The sequence below is a fragment of the Thiorhodovibrio litoralis genome (assembly GCF_033954455.1).
Lineage (GTDB): Bacteria > Pseudomonadota > Gammaproteobacteria > Chromatiales > Chromatiaceae > Thiorhodovibrio > Thiorhodovibrio litoralis.
On the sequence record NZ_CP121473.1, the window covers coordinates 1,109,576 to 1,124,580 of the forward strand.

The window sequence follows — 15,005 nt, forward strand, 5'->3', positions numbered from 1 at the left end:
ATGCGTTGAGGATGGGCAGGTCAAAACATCATGTCTATGCTGCTGGCGCGGCTGTTCGAGTCGATGCCGCTGACCTGCCCCAACTGCGGCGCGGACATGCGCATCATTGCCTTCATCACCGAGGCCGTGCCCGTCGAGCAGATCCTCACCCACATCGGTGAGCCACCGCGTCCACCCCCGATTTCGCCCGCCCGCGGACCGCCTGCCTGGCATTCTGCGCGGGAGCCGATGCCGGACTGGGACCTCCTCCAACAGCCCGAGCCCGACGTCGAGTTTGATCAGCGCGTCTCCTGGTAACCGCCGTCTCTCGCAGGCGATGGTACAGCCCCTCTCGTCTCGCGGCGGCGCGCTGCAGCGCAGGTGCTCACCCCAGCACTCAGGAAACGCGCGCGCCCGCACTGCAAGCGGGCGTTGACGGCGCATCCCACCCCCGCTGCAGTTCTTCATCGGGCCAACCTGGACGCTCAGGGTGACTTGGATTTCCTATCCTTCGCTGGTGTAGACTGATCCATCGCGGCCAACCTAAGTTCCATGTGCTGCGGCAAAGTGTCGATGCCAATAACGCGATTCTCAGGGGGAACAGGATGAGGACAATTCAACGAGTTCTCGGCGCCATCTGCCTGGCGAGCAGTGTCTACCTGATTGCCGTAGGGTCGGCCTACGCCGAGAACTGCACGGCAATCCACTTCGAACCGGGCCATGACGCTGCCACCGTCACCGGCACTGCGCCCGCGGACGGACAGCTCTGCTACACGCTCGCGACCGGGACGGACCAGCAGGCGAAGGTGGCAGTCGAAGGGCGCAACATGATGTTTTCGATCGTTGACGTCGTCGATGCCCAGGATGACTACAGCTTCACGACGACGAAGAAGACCTATCGGATTCTCGTCGGTCAGCTGATGCGCGCTATCGCCGAGGAGCCTTTCACCCTGAAGGTCTCGGTTCGTTGAGCCGACGCTAGACGAACCTGAATCCACCGCGGCAGGATTCCGCGAACGCGTTCGCCGACACAGGATGCACGAGGACTGCAGACGACCGATGCGCAGCACCGACTCAGAGCCGATGCGCCGTCATCACTGGCGTTTTGCCAGAGTTGGCAGCTTTAATCAGGTCTTGCTCAAGACCGCCGATGATCTCCGACACCTCGGCGAGCTCGACCAGAAGCTTTGGGCCACCCTGAGCTGCCCGACCACCGGCCTGGAGTTTGACCAGCCGACACTGGATCTGTTGGATTCCGATGCCGACGGTCATATCCGGGCGCGGGATCTGATCGAGTCCGTTGCTTGGGTCTGCCGGCGCCTGAAGGATCCGGCAGACCTCTTCTTGCGCGCTGCCGCTTTACCTCTGGATGCGATCGATGACAGCCAGACTGAAGGCAGCATCTTGCGCAAGACGGCGCGGCACATTCTCGACTTCTTGGGGGAGCGCGAGGCTCAGGCGATCACGGCGCAGCACACCGCAGAATCCCAGCGCATCCTCGCTGGAACCAGGTTCAATGGGGACTGCATCATCACACCAGAGACTGCCGAGGATCAGGCCCTGAGCGCCGCCATCCAAGACATCATGGCCTGCGTCGGCGCTCTGCCCGACCGCTCCGGCCTGGACGGCATCGACCAGACCCTATGCGATCGCTTTTTCGAGGCGGCGGAAGACTATCTTGCGTTGTGGGAAGGAGGCTCCGCGAATGCTGAGCAACTGCTGCCGCTCGGTGACGGCACTCCGGAGGCGTTCGCCGCGTTATCGGCGGTGCAAGCCAAGATCGACGACTTCTTCACGCGCGTGCGGCTCGCAGCCTTTGATGCGAGCGCGGTTGACTGCCTCAATCCCTCCACGGAGGACTACGCGTCCGTTGCGCATGGAACGCTTTCCGCGCAGGCCGACAAACTGGTTGAGTTTCCCATCGCACGCATCGGGCCGACGGCCGAGCTGCCGCTGGCGGACGGACTCAATCCCGCTTGGGACAGTGCGGTCCAGGTGTTCCGATCCCGCGTTGTCCGCCCCCTTCTGGGCCCGCTTGAGGAACTAAGTGAGCCGCAGTGGCAACAGATCACGGCAGCATTCGAGGGCTACCGCGACTGGCTGACCAAGTCGAGCGACTCGCCCGTTGCCGCCCTCGGCCCTTTGCGTGTGAAAGTGCTGCTACACGGGCAGATACGCGCCGCGCTCGAGGCACTCATCGGCGAAGACTGCAAAGCCGCCAATCTGGCAGATGCGATTCAGGATGTTGATCGACTGGTGCGTTACTACCAGCATCTCGACACCTTGCTGCAAAGCTACGTGTCGTTCCAAGACTTCTACACGCCCGGACAGATTGCCGTTTTCCAGGCGGGCACCCTGTATTTGGACGGTCGCAGCTGCGCACTCTGCATTCGCGTTGGATCCCCGGACGCGCATAGCGAGCTGGCAACGCTGAGTCGCGCCTTCTTAGTCTATTGCCGTTGTTACCGACGCGGTGGCGACGAGACGATGACCATCGTCGCTGCAGTCACGAACGGCCATGCAGAGAACCTCATCGTCGGTCGCCATGGCGTCTTCTATGACCGCCGGGATCAGGACTGGGACGCGACCGTGATCAAGGTCGTCACCTATCCCATCAGCATTGGGGAAGCCGCATGGCTACCGTATCGCCGCGTAGGGCGTGCCATCTCGCAATGGGTAGAGCGCTTTTCCAGTGAGCGAGAAAAGGCCATCGATGAAAGCAGCGGCAAGGCCATCGATGCACTCGCAACCCGGGCCCCAACCAGCGGCGCAGCCAAGTCCAGCTTCGACATTGCAAGGTTCGCCGGCATTTTCGCGGCAATCGGCTTGGCCATCGGCGCAATCGGCACCGCCCTGGCCACGATCTTCAGTGGGCTGCTTAAGATGCACTGGTGGGAGCTGCCAATCGACATCGCCGGACTGATGCTCCTGATCTCCGGTCCGTCGATGCTGCTGGCCTTTATCAAGCTGCATCAACGCAACCTCGGTCCGCTGCTCGACGGCAATGGCTGGGCTGTGAACACCCGAGCAAAGATCAGTATTCCGTTCGGCACCAACTTGACGCGTACAGCCCGGCTCCCGAAAGGGGCGCGGCTCGTGCTCCATAACGCCGCCAGCCGCGCCAGCGCCCGCAGTGCAAAGGACTGGGGGCAGACCATCGTCCTAGTTCTTGGCCTGTCCGCGTTGCTGCTAGCGTGGATGTATTGGAACCCCAAGATTCCGGTCGCCGATTACTTTGATCAATGGCGGGCACGCCTCGAAGCGATGCAGGCCGTACAGCCTTTGCCGACGGCGGAGATCGAGACACAAGCGGGCGATTCGCCGCCCGCAGACTAGCGAGAGCCGTGTCACGGGCTTCGGGCCAGGGTTCGCGGTGCTTGATCGCGTTGACAGCCGCGATTCAATTAAGAGGCGCCGCGCAGCCGGGCCAGTTGCGCGAGCAGCGCCTCTTTCTCAGCGCGTTCCCGATGCGCGACTTGCTCGGCCTGTTGGCGCGCCTGCTCGGCCTGCTGGCGCTCTGCTTCTAACCGCTGCCGATCTTGCTGCCAGGCCGTGCGCTCGCGCTGCCAAGCCGGCAACACAAAGGACGCATAAACCGCATCCTCAATCAGCGCTTCCGGGCCGGGCTGGCGCTGCAGATCCTCGAGCCGAAAGCGCAAGTCGGGCACCACCTCGGGCTGCAGTATCCCTTCTTCGCTTGGGATCGGCGCGTATCGTCCAAAGACGTTGCGCCGATAGAACCGTTGCCACTGCGGTTTATGGTGCAGGATGCAGTATTCGCTCACCCCGGCGGCTTCGTATTCGCGCCGCTTCTGCTCGGTGTCGCGGGCGATCTCGGCCGGGCTGCTGTCAGAGAGGGCCTCGACGCAGAGGTCGAAGGTGCCTTTGTAGGAGCGGTCAAGATCCGCAGTTGGGATCGGGTTGCTGTCGAGCACCAGGCCCAGATCCGGTTTGCGGATGGCGATCTTGTCGGCGAGGCGCAAGCGAAAGCCCATTTCGAGGGCGGTCAGCCGGGCGTTGTCGTGGGTATCGAGATAATACTGCAGCAGCCTGAGCAGCCATTGATAGACCTGGATGGTCAGGGCATCGGACACCGGCTTGACCTCCAGACGACCGTTGTTCCATTCATAGTCGTTGTCATGCGCGTAGTAGTAGGCCCACTAATCGGCCTCGCTGACGCGGGTGCCAGCGGTTGGGTCAGCGCCAGCGGGCGGACCGGCGTCGAGGCCGAACGCGGGCGGATCAGTCAGGGTGACGGCGGGGGGTGGCATGGTCGTAGATCCTCCAATGTTCTATTGAGCGATCCATAGGCTTGACAATATCAAAGGCACCTTCCGAGGGCGACCCCGGCGCGGGCACTCGCATCCCTTGGGCAGATGGTCGATCAGGCTGCAGGCCGCTGCCGTGCAGGATGCGCTGCAGGTGATCGAACTGGCGCCGGTACTGGATCCCGATCAGGATGATCTCGCCGGGTGTACTGGGTTGTCCGCGCAACGACTTGAGGCGCTAGACTTGGCGTCAGCCTAAGCTCGTTCGGCCAGACATGGCACCCAAACGGCTGCGCTGGTACCTCGAGCGAGAGCCTCAGGCCGTCAGCGCCGTGCTGCACATCCTGCTGCGGCTCATCGAGGCCCCCATCTGCGCCAGGGCAGCGGCGCCGGCGCGCAGGCCCGCTTCGGGGCGGTGAGCTTCATCCACCGCTTCGGTGCCTCCCTCAACCAACACATCCATTACCACTGCTGCGTCATCGACGGGGTCTTCGAGCCGGACGAGGAGGCCGGAGATATCCCGCAATCCGTGCGCTTTCTCCCCGCCGCTGAGCTGACACCGGAGGCCCTCGCCGCCATCGCCGAGCAGGTGCGCATCCGGGTGCTGCGTTGGTTTGCCCGCAGCGGCCTGATCGAGCCCGACGACGTGCGCGAGATGCTGGCCTGGAAGCACAGCAGCTTCTCTCTGGATGCCGCGGTGCGCGTCGCTGCGCATGATCGCGCCGGTCTGAAGCGGGTCCTGCCGCAGTGTGCTCAGCCACTCAATGTCCGGTGTGTCGACTATTGCTGCCGTTGGCAGCCGAAGGCGCGAAGTCTCTTCCTGGCCGGTTGCTGCCGTTAGGGTCGCCTGAACTGACCCAAGCCCAGGTGGACGGCAGGCAGCCGCAAAAGCGGTGGACGAACCCGGTAAGGTCAGCGCGGATTACCCTGAGGAATTCTCCTGGAATGAGGTGACCGACAACAGAGTCAGGGTCAGCGACCACCTTCGCGGCCAAGTCCGCGAATGCCGCGTGGCAGGGTCGCGCGCTCGGCCTGCTCGAACAACCATTGCACTGTGACCGCGAGCACCGCGGCCGGCAACGCGCCTTCGAGAATCAAGCCCAGGTCGTCGAGCCGGATGCCGGCCAGGATTGGCTGTCCATATCCGCCGGCGCCGATCAGCGCGCCCAGGGTTGCGGCGCCGACGTTAATGACCGCCGCTGTCTTGATGCCGGCGAGGATGGTCGGCAGCGCCAGGGGTAACTCGATGCGGCGCAAGCGCGCGCCCGGCGGGAGTCCCAGTGCATCCGCGGACTCGATCATCGCGCTCGGAATGCCGCTGATACCGGCGTGGGTGTTGCGAACGATGGGCAACAGGCTATAGAGGAACAAGGCAACCAGTGCCGGGCCGGCGCCGATGCCAAAGAAGGGGATCATCAGCACCAGCAAGGCTAGGGCGGGAATGGTCTGAGCGATACCGACGCCAGCAAGCACCAGCTGACCGAGTCGTGGTCGGTGAGCCGCGACCAGACCGAGCGGAATCGCGACCACAATGGCCGCGAACAGGGAGACACCGACAAGGGTGACGTGCTCAAGGGTGCGCTGGGCCACGCGACTGACGAGACCGGAAGTGCGCACATCAGCCACGATCTCTATGCGCTCGCGCAGCATGTTACTGGCGACCTGCGACTCGGAGCGACCCTCAAGTTGCACTGCCGCATTCATCGCCCGCATCTCGGATGCGTCGATCAGGCCCAGCGAGCGCTCAAGCGCGGCCACGGCCTCCGGCGAGCGCTTGAGAAGATCCGCACGATAGAGCAGGACCGCGTCGTAGTGGGTGAACCAGTCCCGGTCATCGCGCAGCGGGCGCAAATTGTAGTAGGGGATCTCGGCATCCGTGGTGTAGAGATCGGTCAGATCCGCATCACCGCTGGCGAGCGCGCGGTAGGCTAGTTCATGCTCCAGGCTGCGGACATCGGTCTGCGGCAGTCCGTAGAAGGACCGCAGCCCAGCCCACCCATCGGCGCGATCCATGAACTCATTGCCGAAGCGGAACTTGAGCTCGGGATGATCGAGCAGGTCCGAGATGCGCGCGATGCCAAGGGATTGCGCGCGCGCCTCGGGCATGCCCAGGGCATAGTTGTTCTGGAAACCGAGCGAGCCTGCCATGCGAATGCCCAAGGTGGCCAGGCGGTCCTGCAATGTCTGGTCTTGGCCAGGTTCTTGCGCAGATTTTTGCCCAGGCATTTGCCCAGACTTTCGTTCAGTCTCTTGCTCGGGCAAAATCTCATGGAGCAAGGTGCCGGTGTAGTCGACATAGGCGTCGATCTCGCCGTTTACCAGGGCATTGAAGACAATGCGCGTCCCACCAAGCGCGCGCCTGTGGCGCACCGGAATTCCCGCATCCGCAACCAGGCCACGCAGCACTTCCCCAAGAATGATTCCTTCGGTGAATTTCTTGCTGCCGATGACAATCTCATCGGCGGGGCGGCTGCAGGCCGTGAGCAGTCCAAGCCCGACAATGGCCAGCAGCAGCCAGTGCGGGACTGTCAGACGTTTTGACATGGCAGGCATCTCGTCATCGCGGGCGCCTCGTCATTCCGGGGTACCGAGCGCGTCAAGGTGGCTGCGTTGCGCGCGCACGAATCGCTCGACAAAGGGCTCCGCGGGCGCGCGCAGCATGTCGGCAAGGCGTCCGCTCTGCACGATCCGGCCCGCGCGCATCAGCACGATGGTGTCGGCAAGAAAGGCCGCTTCGGTCAGGTCATGCGTCACCAAGACGACCGTCTTGCCCAAGGTGGCGAAAATTTGCTTCAGTTCCTCCTGCAAGTCATAGCGGATCATCGGGTCCAGGGCGCCAAGCGGCTCGTCGAGCAACAAGACCTCTGGGTCCAGCATCAGGGCGCGCATCAGGCCAAGGCGCTGATTCTGGCCGCCGGATAGCTCGGCGGGATAGCGGTCTAAGGCGGCGCGGGGGAAATGTGTCAGTTCCAGCAGTTCGCTCAGCCGTGTCTCGATGCGCGTCGGGTTCCAGTCCAGGAAACGCGCCATCAGCGCAACGTTCTCGCGCGCCGTGAGATGCGGAAACAGTCCCCCTTGCTGAATGACATAGCCCATGCGCCGGCGCTGGGCGCAGATTGTCGTCCGTTCGAGCCTTTGACCATCGAAGCACACATGACCCGCATCGGGCTCGATCAAACCAATGAGGGTGCGAAGCAGCGTCGACTTGCCGCAACCGGATGGTCCAATCAGCGCGATGGTGCGCCCGCGCGGGATGCTGAGCCGCACGCGCTCAAGGGCCAAGGTGGCACCATAGCTTTTGGTGACCTGATGGAGTTCGAACATTTGCCCTACCTAATCTCGGCCCAATACTGGTCCTGGCCCAATATCGGTTGGGCTCGGTTCGAGGAACAGATCCTGATGGCCAACGCGGATCAGGAGCTCTCCCGCCGCGAGGGAATCCTGACGCTGCCGATGCCATGGCGTGATGCGTCCACGCTGGTGCGGTGCTTGGCGCTCCACAGCTTCAACCCAACCTGCGACCAAAGAGCGCGCAACCTCCAGGTCATCGCGCTCCAGCTGCCAATCCGAGCTGCCCTGATGGAGGCGGAACCCCAGACCTTGTGCAATCCGGCGCAATGTCTTTGCCGCATTCGGACCGAGTGCCGGACCCATGCCTTTATCGCGGCGCTGATCCGCATTGAACAGCTCCATAATCCAGTTGTCTTCGGGTTGCTTGGGATGAATAGCGACACGCCCATCATAGGTGGTGGAGGCGAGCAGCGCAGCGCCCTTGCGCTGACACTGTCCGACCAAATCGGCGAGCCAATCCTCGCTGACGAGATCCAGCAGGGCGCTTGCGGTCAGCAGGGTCGAGGCGTCGATGTTCGCGAGCAGCCCGGATGTGTGCAGCGACGCGACTCGGGTGGTCAAGCCCAAGAGTTGCGGAGATTTTGGTGTGTTAGCCGCCAAGCGCTGGAGTAACTCGGCATCCTGATCCACACAAACCCAGCGCTGGCTGACGGGAAGTCTCGGTGACAGATAGCGTAGATTCGATCCGGACCCGCAGCCGAGGTCGATAACCCGCAAGAGCTTCTTCCCGGCAGCCCAACGGCAAAGCGTGGCCAATACCCGCGGGGATCGGGATCTGTGGTCGACCGGCTCGCGCAAGCTCAGCCAGTCCGCCGAGAAACGCTCTTGGCCGCCAGGCGCGTCGTCGTCAGGCGCGGTCATGGTGCATGCGCTGGCTGAGTGGCGCCGGTTGTGTTCCAAAGGTCTCGAGCGCATCCGCGAAGGCTCGCGCTGATTGGTTCCACGAGGGTAAGGCAAGGGCGGCGCGCCGGGCTCCTTCGGCAAGCAGGGCGCGTTTGCTGGAATCGGAAAGCAGGGTTCGCAGTGCCTCGCGCAACGCTCCGACATCGTCGACTGGCACCAGTAAGCCAGCCTCTGCTGGCAGGGTGTCGGCGGCAGCGCCCCCGCGGGTGACTACCATTGGCAACCCATGCGCCAATGCTTCGGAAATCACCATGCCATAGCCTTCAAAGCGTGTCGCGAGCACCGCAAGATCAGCCTCTCGGTAATGCTGATCGACTTGCTCAGCGCGCAGTGCGCCGGAAAATTGGACCCGCTCGGAGAGACCCAAAGACTCCCGTAGCGCGAATACCCGAGCGGCCCAGGCAGGATCTCTGGTCAGATCACCGATGCAGTTGAGTCGCCAGGGAAGGTGCCGAAGCCCAGACAAAGCTTGCAGGAGAAGGTCGTGGCCTTTGCGTTCAATAACGCTTGCGACGCAGATCAGCGATAAGGAGTTCTTGACACCATCTGCGGCGTCGAAAGCGGGAATCCCGGTGGGCTTGTCCACGCCTGGCTCGACCACTCGCAGCCGTTGCATTGCCACCTGATAGCGGGCCAGTTTGCCAGCCGTGAACCGGCTGGTCACAATAATGCCGCGAACCGCCGCCAGGGCGCGCGTTTCGCTGTCTTTGAGCTCAGCTTGACGCGCCAGGTCGAGGCCGCACTCATCGGCTAGCGGGTGATGCACCAAGGCGACCAATCGAAGACGTTGACTGTGCGCCTGTGCAAGCTCTGGCATCGTGCCAAGTGCCAAGCCATCGATCACCACTAAGCCCTGATCGGGAATATCAGCCAACGTCTGCCGGGCATGTTCCAACGCATGACGCGAAGGGGCAGGGAAGCTGTCATCAAGACGGCGGTATTCGACTTGCCAACCCAGCTCAGCGAGACCGGCCGCGATGCGCCTGTCATAAGCGTAGCCGCCGCTTCGCGTGTCCAGGTCGCCAGGAATCAGAAACCAAAGTGTCCGGCTCACAGCGCCTGAGATAACTCAGCCTCGAAAAAAGCCCATGCACGATGGGATTCGGCCAGCTCGACACGCAGGCTCGTCAGGCCGGCCGCCGCCGCGCCAAGCTTGCCGTCGGCGATGCACCGCGCCATGGCATCAAAGAGATACCGGGCAAGAAATTCCGTGGTCGTGTTCTGTTCGGCCAATTGGGGCAGCTCATCAAGGTTGCGGTAGTCGAGTTCATCGAGAACCGCGCGTAAAGCCTGGCTGGCAAGGCCGATATCGACCACCAGGTTGTCATCGTCGAGCGTATCGCGGCGAAACTCCACATCCACGACATAGGTTGCACCATGCAGGCGTTGTGCGGGACCAAATATCTCGCCGCTGAAACTGTGAGCGATCATCATGTGATCTCGAACGCGAATACCGTACATCGATGGCCTCTTTGAATGTCTCGCTAAAAGCTGCTGGTCAGGGACCAGGTTGGCTGTTTTCTTGTGCAATCAGCCCGCTGCCGCTGACTGCCCCCAGAGTATCCACGTGCGGATAGCGGATGCGATGCATCAGCACCCCTGGCGGGTCTTTGGCCAATCGCGCCTGCACTGCAGGCAGTTCAGCGAACGGACTCTCTCCAGTAATCAGACAATCCAGGGCAGGGTCTCCGAGCAGCTTGAGGGCGAGCACCATGCGGCGGCGGTGATCCCAACGCGCCCGCTGGGAGTCCGCGACGCTGCCCACCTGAGAGGAGATTAAACGCAACCGATGATGATGAAAGCTCCGACCCAACGCGAGGGGAACGGTGCGCGTGCCAAACCAGCTGAGCTCGATCACCCGGGCTTCGAAACCGGCCAGTTCTAGCGCCGTAGCTAAGCCCGCCGGTGAGCCGCTCGCGTGGATGACTAGATCGGCGTCCGTGCTGGCTTGATCCGGACGGCGAAATTCAACCCCCAAGGCGGTAGCGACGGCTGCGCGCGTTGGGTCGATGTCAATCAGCTCGACCTCGGTGCCGGGAATCCGTGCCGCCAACCAGGCGCACAAACTGCCAACCACCCCGGCCCCGATCACCGCAACCCGATCCCCGACCCGCGCAGCCGCGTCCCACAGCCCATTGATCGCCGTCTCCATATTCGCGGCTAGCACCGCCCGCTCGGGTGGCAGCCCATTGGGCAGGGGATGAACCCAGTCGACCGGCACCTGGTAACAGGTCTGGTGAGGATAGAGGCAAAAGATCGGCGCATTGACAAATTCCTCCGGCCCAGCCTCGACGACGCCGACATTGCAGTAGCCATATTTTACCGGCGCCGGAAACTGCCCGACCTGGAAGGGCGCGCGCATCCGCTCGCACTCGCTGGGCGGAACCTCGCCGCGGAAGACCAGCGCCTCAGTCCCTCGGCTAACGCCCGAGAAGAGAGTTCGCACGCGCACCTGCCCCTCCGCCAGCGGCGGCAGCGGCTCGTCGCGAAGCTGACCCTGGCCGGGCGCGGTCACCCAGAAGGCGGTTATGCATCGATCACCGCCTGTCATCGCGCTACCCTAGGACCTGACCGCGGGATTCGCTATCGTGATTCAGGGCATCAAGATTGAGTGATGCCAGGAAAGGGCTTGGCGCCAGTTCCTCGGGTATTGCCCAGAAGCCATGGCGGGTCACCCAAAGTCCGAGCCGTGGGTCAGCGCTCCACACCGCGATTGGCACGGCGACCAGGGCGCCGATAAAGAAGGGTGATAACAGAGCGATGGTCACGCTGCCATGAGTCGCCAGGGCGAGAGTCACCGCGATGCCAATCAAGGTCTGGGGCCAGAGTCGGCGCCAAGCCAAGGCGATTGGCACGCGATGCGTCAGCCGCCGCTGCGGTTCCCAGGCCAGCTTTTTCCCCGCCAGCAAACCGCCGATAAAAACGCTGTGCGCGATGGCCAGAACCGGGGCCAGCAAGGTACTGAAGAATGCCTCGCCAAGGGCGCCTGCGATCACCCTGGACGCGCCCCCGAAGGCGCCGCGCCTTCGCGCATCCGCCAGCAGATCGATCACCGAGGCAAGCTTTGGTGCGAAGACCATGGTCAGGATAATGAACAACAACGCCATCCCGTAGCTTGGATCGAACAGAGGCCCGGCGGGCGCGATGAAGGCCCGAGATGCGGCAATCACCATCAACGAGACCCAAAATGGCGAGCTGATGAACATCAAAATAGCCAGGATCAATTGAACCCGGCTGAGCGCATGCAGGCCGCGGGTGCCTAGAAACCTGAAATACTGAAGATTACCCTGGCACCAGCGCAGATCGCGGCGGATATACTCCAATAGCGTGGTCGGATTCTCTTCATAGCTGCCGGTTTCTTGCGGAAGCACGCGAACCTCATACCCGGCCCGGCGCATCAGCACGGCTTCGACCTGATCGTGGCTCAACACCCAGCCCGACAACGGCCCTCGACCGGAAATTCGCGGAATCCGGCAATGTTCCATGAAGGGGCGTACCCGCAAGAGGGCATTGTGCCCCCAATAAGGGCCGCAATCACCCTGCCACCAGGCACTGCCCAAGGTGTAGGAGCGCATGCCAAACCGCATGCCAAACTGAAAAGCTCGTGCAAAGGCGCTGACCGATGGCAAACCAACCACCAAGCTTTGCAGAATGCCCAGACGCGGGTTCGCCTGCATGGTGCGCACCATTGCAAGCACAGTGTGCGGGTCCATCACGCTGTCGGCATCAAGCACCAATGCCAAGTCGTAGCGCTCACCGCACCTATCCATGAACTCGGCGATGTTGCCAGCCTTGAACCCTGGGTTGTCTTCACGTCGACGGTAGCTGACGGGCAATGATTGGCCCCAGCGCGCGCCAAAACCCTCGCTCAACCCTTCTTCATCACTGATGCATTCCGCCCAAGTCGAATCGCTCAGCACATGCACGGCGAAACGGTCGGTGACGCCTTTTTCGGCGAGTCCAGCGACCATTCGGTCGAGGTTGCGGTACACGGTTTCCGCGTCTTCATTGCGAATGCAACTGAGAATCGCGACCTTCTGATTCACCGGAACTCTCTCGCCCTGGCCCAGAGGGAAAACCCGCGCAACCGGATCGCGGGAGAAGCGCATCAGCAGCAGCCCAATGACGGCATTCCAGAAACCAATGACCGTCCAAGGCAGCGTAAAGCCAAAACAAAGCAACAAGGCCTTATCCAGCAGGTCCAGACCACCCGGGCTCAGTGTCTTGGCCATCAACAACATCAGCAAGGACATTGTTGATAACACCGCACTGGCGAATACCCAGCGCCGGCCCGCTGTTAACATCGAAGGATGCGCGGGTGCAGCAACTCGTGCAAACCGCCCATCAGCTGCCTTGGATCTCGACTTTCGTGGGCTCGCCCTGCGCATCATAGCTCACACGGAACACGAGAAAGTCCGGACTCGACATGAATCCCTCGAGCGGATACCCCACAACATTCCAGATTCCCAGAGTGGCAACCGACAAGATGCCATGGGTGAATGAACGCAAAGATGAACCTCTTTCGCGACTAACCTGGTAAACCTCCTCGAGCGAGCCGTCCGCATGCTGCGTGCTCAGCAAGACTTTTCCACCATACTTTAGCAGCCCAAGAAAGCAACTTCGGGTTTCGCACCGGGCGATCTCGTGACGGCTGGCTCCAGCGTGCCTGGATGCCTTCTTTGCAGCAGGACCGGTGCAAGCACTGACGGCCGCAGCAAAGACTGCCACCGCCAAGCAGAGCGGGAGTGTTCTGATCAGATGTCGCTTTTGCACTGGATAGCTGTCATCAAGGATGCGCCGCGCCGCTCGTTGATCAAGCTTGTGCGATGCGTTTTGTCCTGCGTCAGGTTCGGACTGATCCTAGAGTAGCAAAAACCATGGGGCAATTGGCGATCTACCTTGATGACAACACCAAGATAGCACCGCTGGCTCAGGGCCGAGCGCCGTCCATCAGCCCGCACCGAACCGACAGTGCAGTGTCGGGCGTCTGCCAAAGCCTGCGAGGGAGGAAGAACAGCGGCGGGGACGAGCGCAAGAGTTCCGCGTGAATGCGGCTTGACAGATTAGTATTTGCTTATATACTAACACTCATCAACCACATCCACACTTCGTTAGGAGGCTAGATATGTTGGCTCCACTCGCACTCGTTGCCCTGTTGATCGGCGGTAGCCAAGCCGTGCTGATCGTCTCTGAAGATGACGCCGCTGTAAATGACCATCCTCAAGTTGCACAGGTCGAAACGGCCAAGTCCCCATTCGAAGCAAACTGAGTGAACACGGCTCTGGGCCCGGAGCGACGCAGCCCCGGGCCCAGCTAGGCCATCTTCTGGGTCTCAGCTCCGACCAGATCGACTTTGTCCTGCACGCGGACTTGCTCCGCGAGAGCGTGGCAATTTACAACACCACGCCGCACGGTAATTCAAGCTAGCAGGCACCCGGCTTGGGCGGCTGGCGAAGATACTTGTCCGCCTCGAGGTTGATCCATAGAATCTGAATGGGCTCGAGCACGAAGCGCTCACGAAAGATTGGCACAAAGGCGGCCATTAGAATGGCCCCCATAATCAACAACGCCTGGGCGGCATTGGTCGGCAGGGTGTAGAGAATGGCTTTCTGCGGGTTCTGCCAGGCGTGGCGGCCCTCCTCCACCGCGGTGACGATGGTGGCGAAGTTATCGTCTGCCAACACCATGTCGGCGGCCTGACGAGCCACCTCGGTGCCCTCCTTGCTCATGGCGACGCCGATGTCGGCCAGCTTGAGCGCCGGGGCGTCGTTGACGCCATCACCGATCATGGCCACCACATGGCCATTGGCCTGCAACGCCTCGGCGATTTCCTGCTTGTGCTCTGGCGCGACCCGGGCGAACACCGAGACATCCTCCACCTCTCGCCTGAGCCGGGCGGCGTCGATGTCGTTGAGCTCGGTGCCCGAGAGCACCCGCTCGGCCGGAATGCCGAGCTGGCTGGCGACGGCTTGAGCGGTGAGCCTGACAAAAACCGTTCGGATTTGTAGCCCAGGTGTAGCCCAGAAACGAGAGAGGGATTTTTGCCGAATTACGGCCACAAAAAAAAAGCCGCTCGGAAGCGGCTGATTTAATAGGTTTTTTTTTGGTGGCTACGGCTAGATTCGAACTAGCGACATCGGCATTATGAGTGCCGCGCTCTAACCAACTGAGCTACGTAGCCAAATAAGCCGTGCAGTATCGCGCAATCGGATGTTTTGGTCAAGCGCCGAGACGGCTTCGATCGGGCGATTGCGCAGGTTTGCCGCGGAGTCAGGACGCTTAGTTGGCCCTGTCTTTGGTGTCCGCGCAGCGCAGGGCCAGAAACAGCCGCGACAGGGCGATGGGCAGGCCGGGCTTGACTTGCTGCAACTCGGTTGGCTCTTCCGTCCAGGTCCCTGCATCCAGGTCGTAGCCGACCAACTCAGCCAGGTTGGTGACGTAGTCTTCCAGGTCGTCGTTGTTCATGCTGCTCCTCGCGCCGTGCAGGGACGGCCGTTGTCTTGT

15 protein-coding genes and 1 tRNA gene are annotated in these 15,005 nt (G+C 62.1%); 5 read left to right on the forward strand and 11 right to left on the reverse strand.

Annotated features, from left to right (window positions below; translation table 11 throughout):
- Positions 1-30: 30 nt before the first annotated feature.
- The 3 genes from Thiosp_RS04915 to Thiosp_RS04925 all read left to right on the forward strand — a co-directional run bounded on the left by Thiosp_RS04915 (position 31) and on the right by Thiosp_RS04925 (position 3,315).
- Positions 31-297, forward strand: coding sequence for a hypothetical protein (locus Thiosp_RS04915; RefSeq protein WP_201065917.1), 267 nt, complete (start codon positions 31-33; stop codon positions 295-297).
- Positions 298-584: 287 nt separating this feature from the next.
- Positions 585-950 carry a hypothetical protein gene (locus tag Thiosp_RS04920; RefSeq protein ID WP_201065915.1) on the forward strand — a complete coding sequence of 122 codons (366 nt, stop codon included), beginning with the start codon at positions 585-587 and terminating at the stop codon, positions 948-950.
- Between the two features lie 88 nt (positions 951-1,038).
- Positions 1,039-3,315, forward strand: coding sequence for a hypothetical protein (locus tag Thiosp_RS04925; protein ID WP_201065914.1), 2,277 nt, complete (start codon positions 1,039-1,041; stop codon positions 3,313-3,315).
- Positions 3,316-3,383: 68 nt separating this feature from the next.
- Here Thiosp_RS04925 and Thiosp_RS04930 read toward each other — a convergent pair whose 3' ends face one another.
- The gene (locus tag Thiosp_RS04930; RefSeq protein WP_323696843.1) at positions 3,384-4,073 is read right to left on the reverse strand and encodes a Uma2 family endonuclease; all 690 of its coding nucleotides are present in this window, start codon (positions 4,071-4,073) and stop codon (positions 3,384-3,386) included.
- Positions 4,074-4,662: 589 nt separating this feature from the next.
- Here Thiosp_RS04930 and Thiosp_RS04935 point away from each other — a divergent pair.
- Positions 4,663-5,088, forward strand: a complete 426-nt coding sequence (locus Thiosp_RS04935; RefSeq protein ID WP_201065912.1) for a transposase — start codon at positions 4,663-4,665, stop codon at positions 5,086-5,088.
- A 131-nt stretch (positions 5,089-5,219) separates the two neighbouring features.
- Here Thiosp_RS04935 and Thiosp_RS04940 read toward each other — a convergent pair whose 3' ends face one another.
- Genes Thiosp_RS04940 through mdoH form a run of 7 tightly spaced genes read right to left on the reverse strand, consistent with a single transcriptional unit; the run spans position 5,220 to position 12,805 of the window.
- On the reverse strand, positions 5,220-6,791 hold the full coding sequence (locus tag Thiosp_RS04940; protein ID WP_201065911.1) for an ABC transporter permease/substrate-binding protein: 1,572 nt from the start codon (positions 6,789-6,791) through the stop codon (positions 5,220-5,222).
- A gap of 30 nt (positions 6,792-6,821) precedes the next feature.
- The gene (locus Thiosp_RS04945; RefSeq protein WP_201065910.1) at positions 6,822-7,571 is read right to left on the reverse strand and encodes an ATP-binding cassette domain-containing protein; all 750 of its coding nucleotides are present in this window, start codon (positions 7,569-7,571) and stop codon (positions 6,822-6,824) included.
- 9 nt (positions 7,572-7,580) lie between these two features.
- Positions 7,581-8,459: a class I SAM-dependent methyltransferase gene (locus tag Thiosp_RS04950; RefSeq protein ID WP_201065908.1), complete on the reverse strand. Its 879-nt coding sequence runs from the start codon at positions 8,457-8,459 to the stop codon at positions 7,581-7,583.
- Positions 8,446-9,555 carry a glycosyltransferase family 4 protein gene (locus Thiosp_RS04955; RefSeq protein ID WP_201065906.1) on the reverse strand — a complete coding sequence of 370 codons (1,110 nt, stop codon included), beginning with the start codon at positions 9,553-9,555 and terminating at the stop codon, positions 8,446-8,448. Before Thiosp_RS04955 ends, Thiosp_RS04950 begins: the two co-directional genes overlap by 14 nt.
- Positions 9,552-9,962, reverse strand: a complete 411-nt coding sequence (locus Thiosp_RS04960) for a 6-pyruvoyl trahydropterin synthase family protein (protein ID WP_201065905.1) — start codon at positions 9,960-9,962, stop codon at positions 9,552-9,554. The genes Thiosp_RS04955 and Thiosp_RS04960 overlap by 4 nt, the downstream gene beginning before the upstream one ends.
- Positions 9,963-9,999: 37 nt before the next feature.
- On the reverse strand, positions 10,000-11,052 hold the full coding sequence (locus Thiosp_RS04965) for a zinc-dependent alcohol dehydrogenase (protein WP_242518464.1): 1,053 nt from the start codon (positions 11,050-11,052) through the stop codon (positions 10,000-10,002).
- 4 nt (positions 11,053-11,056) lie between these two features.
- Positions 11,057-12,805, reverse strand: a complete 1,749-nt coding sequence (gene mdoH, locus Thiosp_RS04970) for a glucans biosynthesis glucosyltransferase MdoH (protein ID WP_242518463.1) — start codon at positions 12,803-12,805, stop codon at positions 11,057-11,059.
- A gap of 821 nt (positions 12,806-13,626) precedes the next feature.
- Here mdoH and Thiosp_RS04975 point away from each other — a divergent pair.
- A complete protein-coding gene (locus Thiosp_RS04975) occupies positions 13,627-13,770 on the forward strand; it encodes a hypothetical protein (RefSeq protein ID WP_201065903.1) in 144 nt (47 codons plus the stop codon).
- A 154-nt stretch (positions 13,771-13,924) separates the two neighbouring features.
- Here Thiosp_RS04975 and Thiosp_RS04980 read toward each other — a convergent pair whose 3' ends face one another.
- The 3 genes from Thiosp_RS04980 to Thiosp_RS04990 form a co-directional block, all read right to left on the reverse strand.
- The gene (locus Thiosp_RS04980) at positions 13,925-14,560 is read right to left on the reverse strand and encodes an HAD-IC family P-type ATPase (RefSeq protein WP_323696844.1); all 636 of its coding nucleotides are present in this window, start codon (positions 14,558-14,560) and stop codon (positions 13,925-13,927) included.
- A gap of 45 nt (positions 14,561-14,605) precedes the next feature.
- Positions 14,606-14,682, reverse strand: a tRNA-Met gene (locus tag Thiosp_RS04985).
- Positions 14,683-14,780: 98 nt separating this feature from the next.
- Positions 14,781-14,966 (reverse strand): hypothetical protein, encoded by a 186-nt coding sequence (locus tag Thiosp_RS04990; protein ID WP_201065902.1) that lies wholly within the window; start codon positions 14,964-14,966, stop codon positions 14,781-14,783.
- Between the last annotated feature and the right edge of the window lie 39 nt (positions 14,967-15,005).

Coding starts and splice junctions, on each gene's coding strand:
- Thiosp_RS04965 (WP_242518464.1), bottom strand. CDS start 11,052: ATGACAGGCGGTGATCGATGCATAACCGCCTTCTGGGTGACCGCGCCC.
- Thiosp_RS04975 (WP_201065903.1), top strand. CDS start 13,627: ATGTTGGCTCCACTCGCACTCGTTGCCCTGTTGATCGGCGGTAGCCAA.
- Thiosp_RS04945 (WP_201065910.1), bottom strand. CDS start 7,571: ATGTTCGAACTCCATCAGGTCACCAAAAGCTATGGTGCCACCTTGGCC.
- Thiosp_RS04990 (WP_201065902.1), bottom strand. CDS start 14,966: ATGAACAACGACGACCTGGAAGACTACGTCACCAACCTGGCTGAGTTG.
- Thiosp_RS04915 (WP_201065917.1), top strand. CDS start 31: ATGTCTATGCTGCTGGCGCGGCTGTTCGAGTCGATGCCGCTGACCTGC.
- mdoH (WP_242518463.1), bottom strand. CDS start 12,805: ATGTTAACAGCGGGCCGGCGCTGGGTATTCGCCAGTGCGGTGTTATCA.
- Thiosp_RS04920 (WP_201065915.1), top strand. CDS start 585: ATGAGGACAATTCAACGAGTTCTCGGCGCCATCTGCCTGGCGAGCAGT.
- Thiosp_RS04950 (WP_201065908.1), bottom strand. CDS start 8,459: ATGACCGCGCCTGACGACGACGCGCCTGGCGGCCAAGAGCGTTTCTCG.
- Thiosp_RS04925 (WP_201065914.1), top strand. CDS start 1,039: ATGCGCAGCACCGACTCAGAGCCGATGCGCCGTCATCACTGGCGTTTT.
- Thiosp_RS04940 (WP_201065911.1), bottom strand. CDS start 6,791: ATGTCAAAACGTCTGACAGTCCCGCACTGGCTGCTGCTGGCCATTGTC.
- Thiosp_RS04960 (WP_201065905.1), bottom strand. CDS start 9,962: ATGTACGGTATTCGCGTTCGAGATCACATGATGATCGCTCACAGTTTC.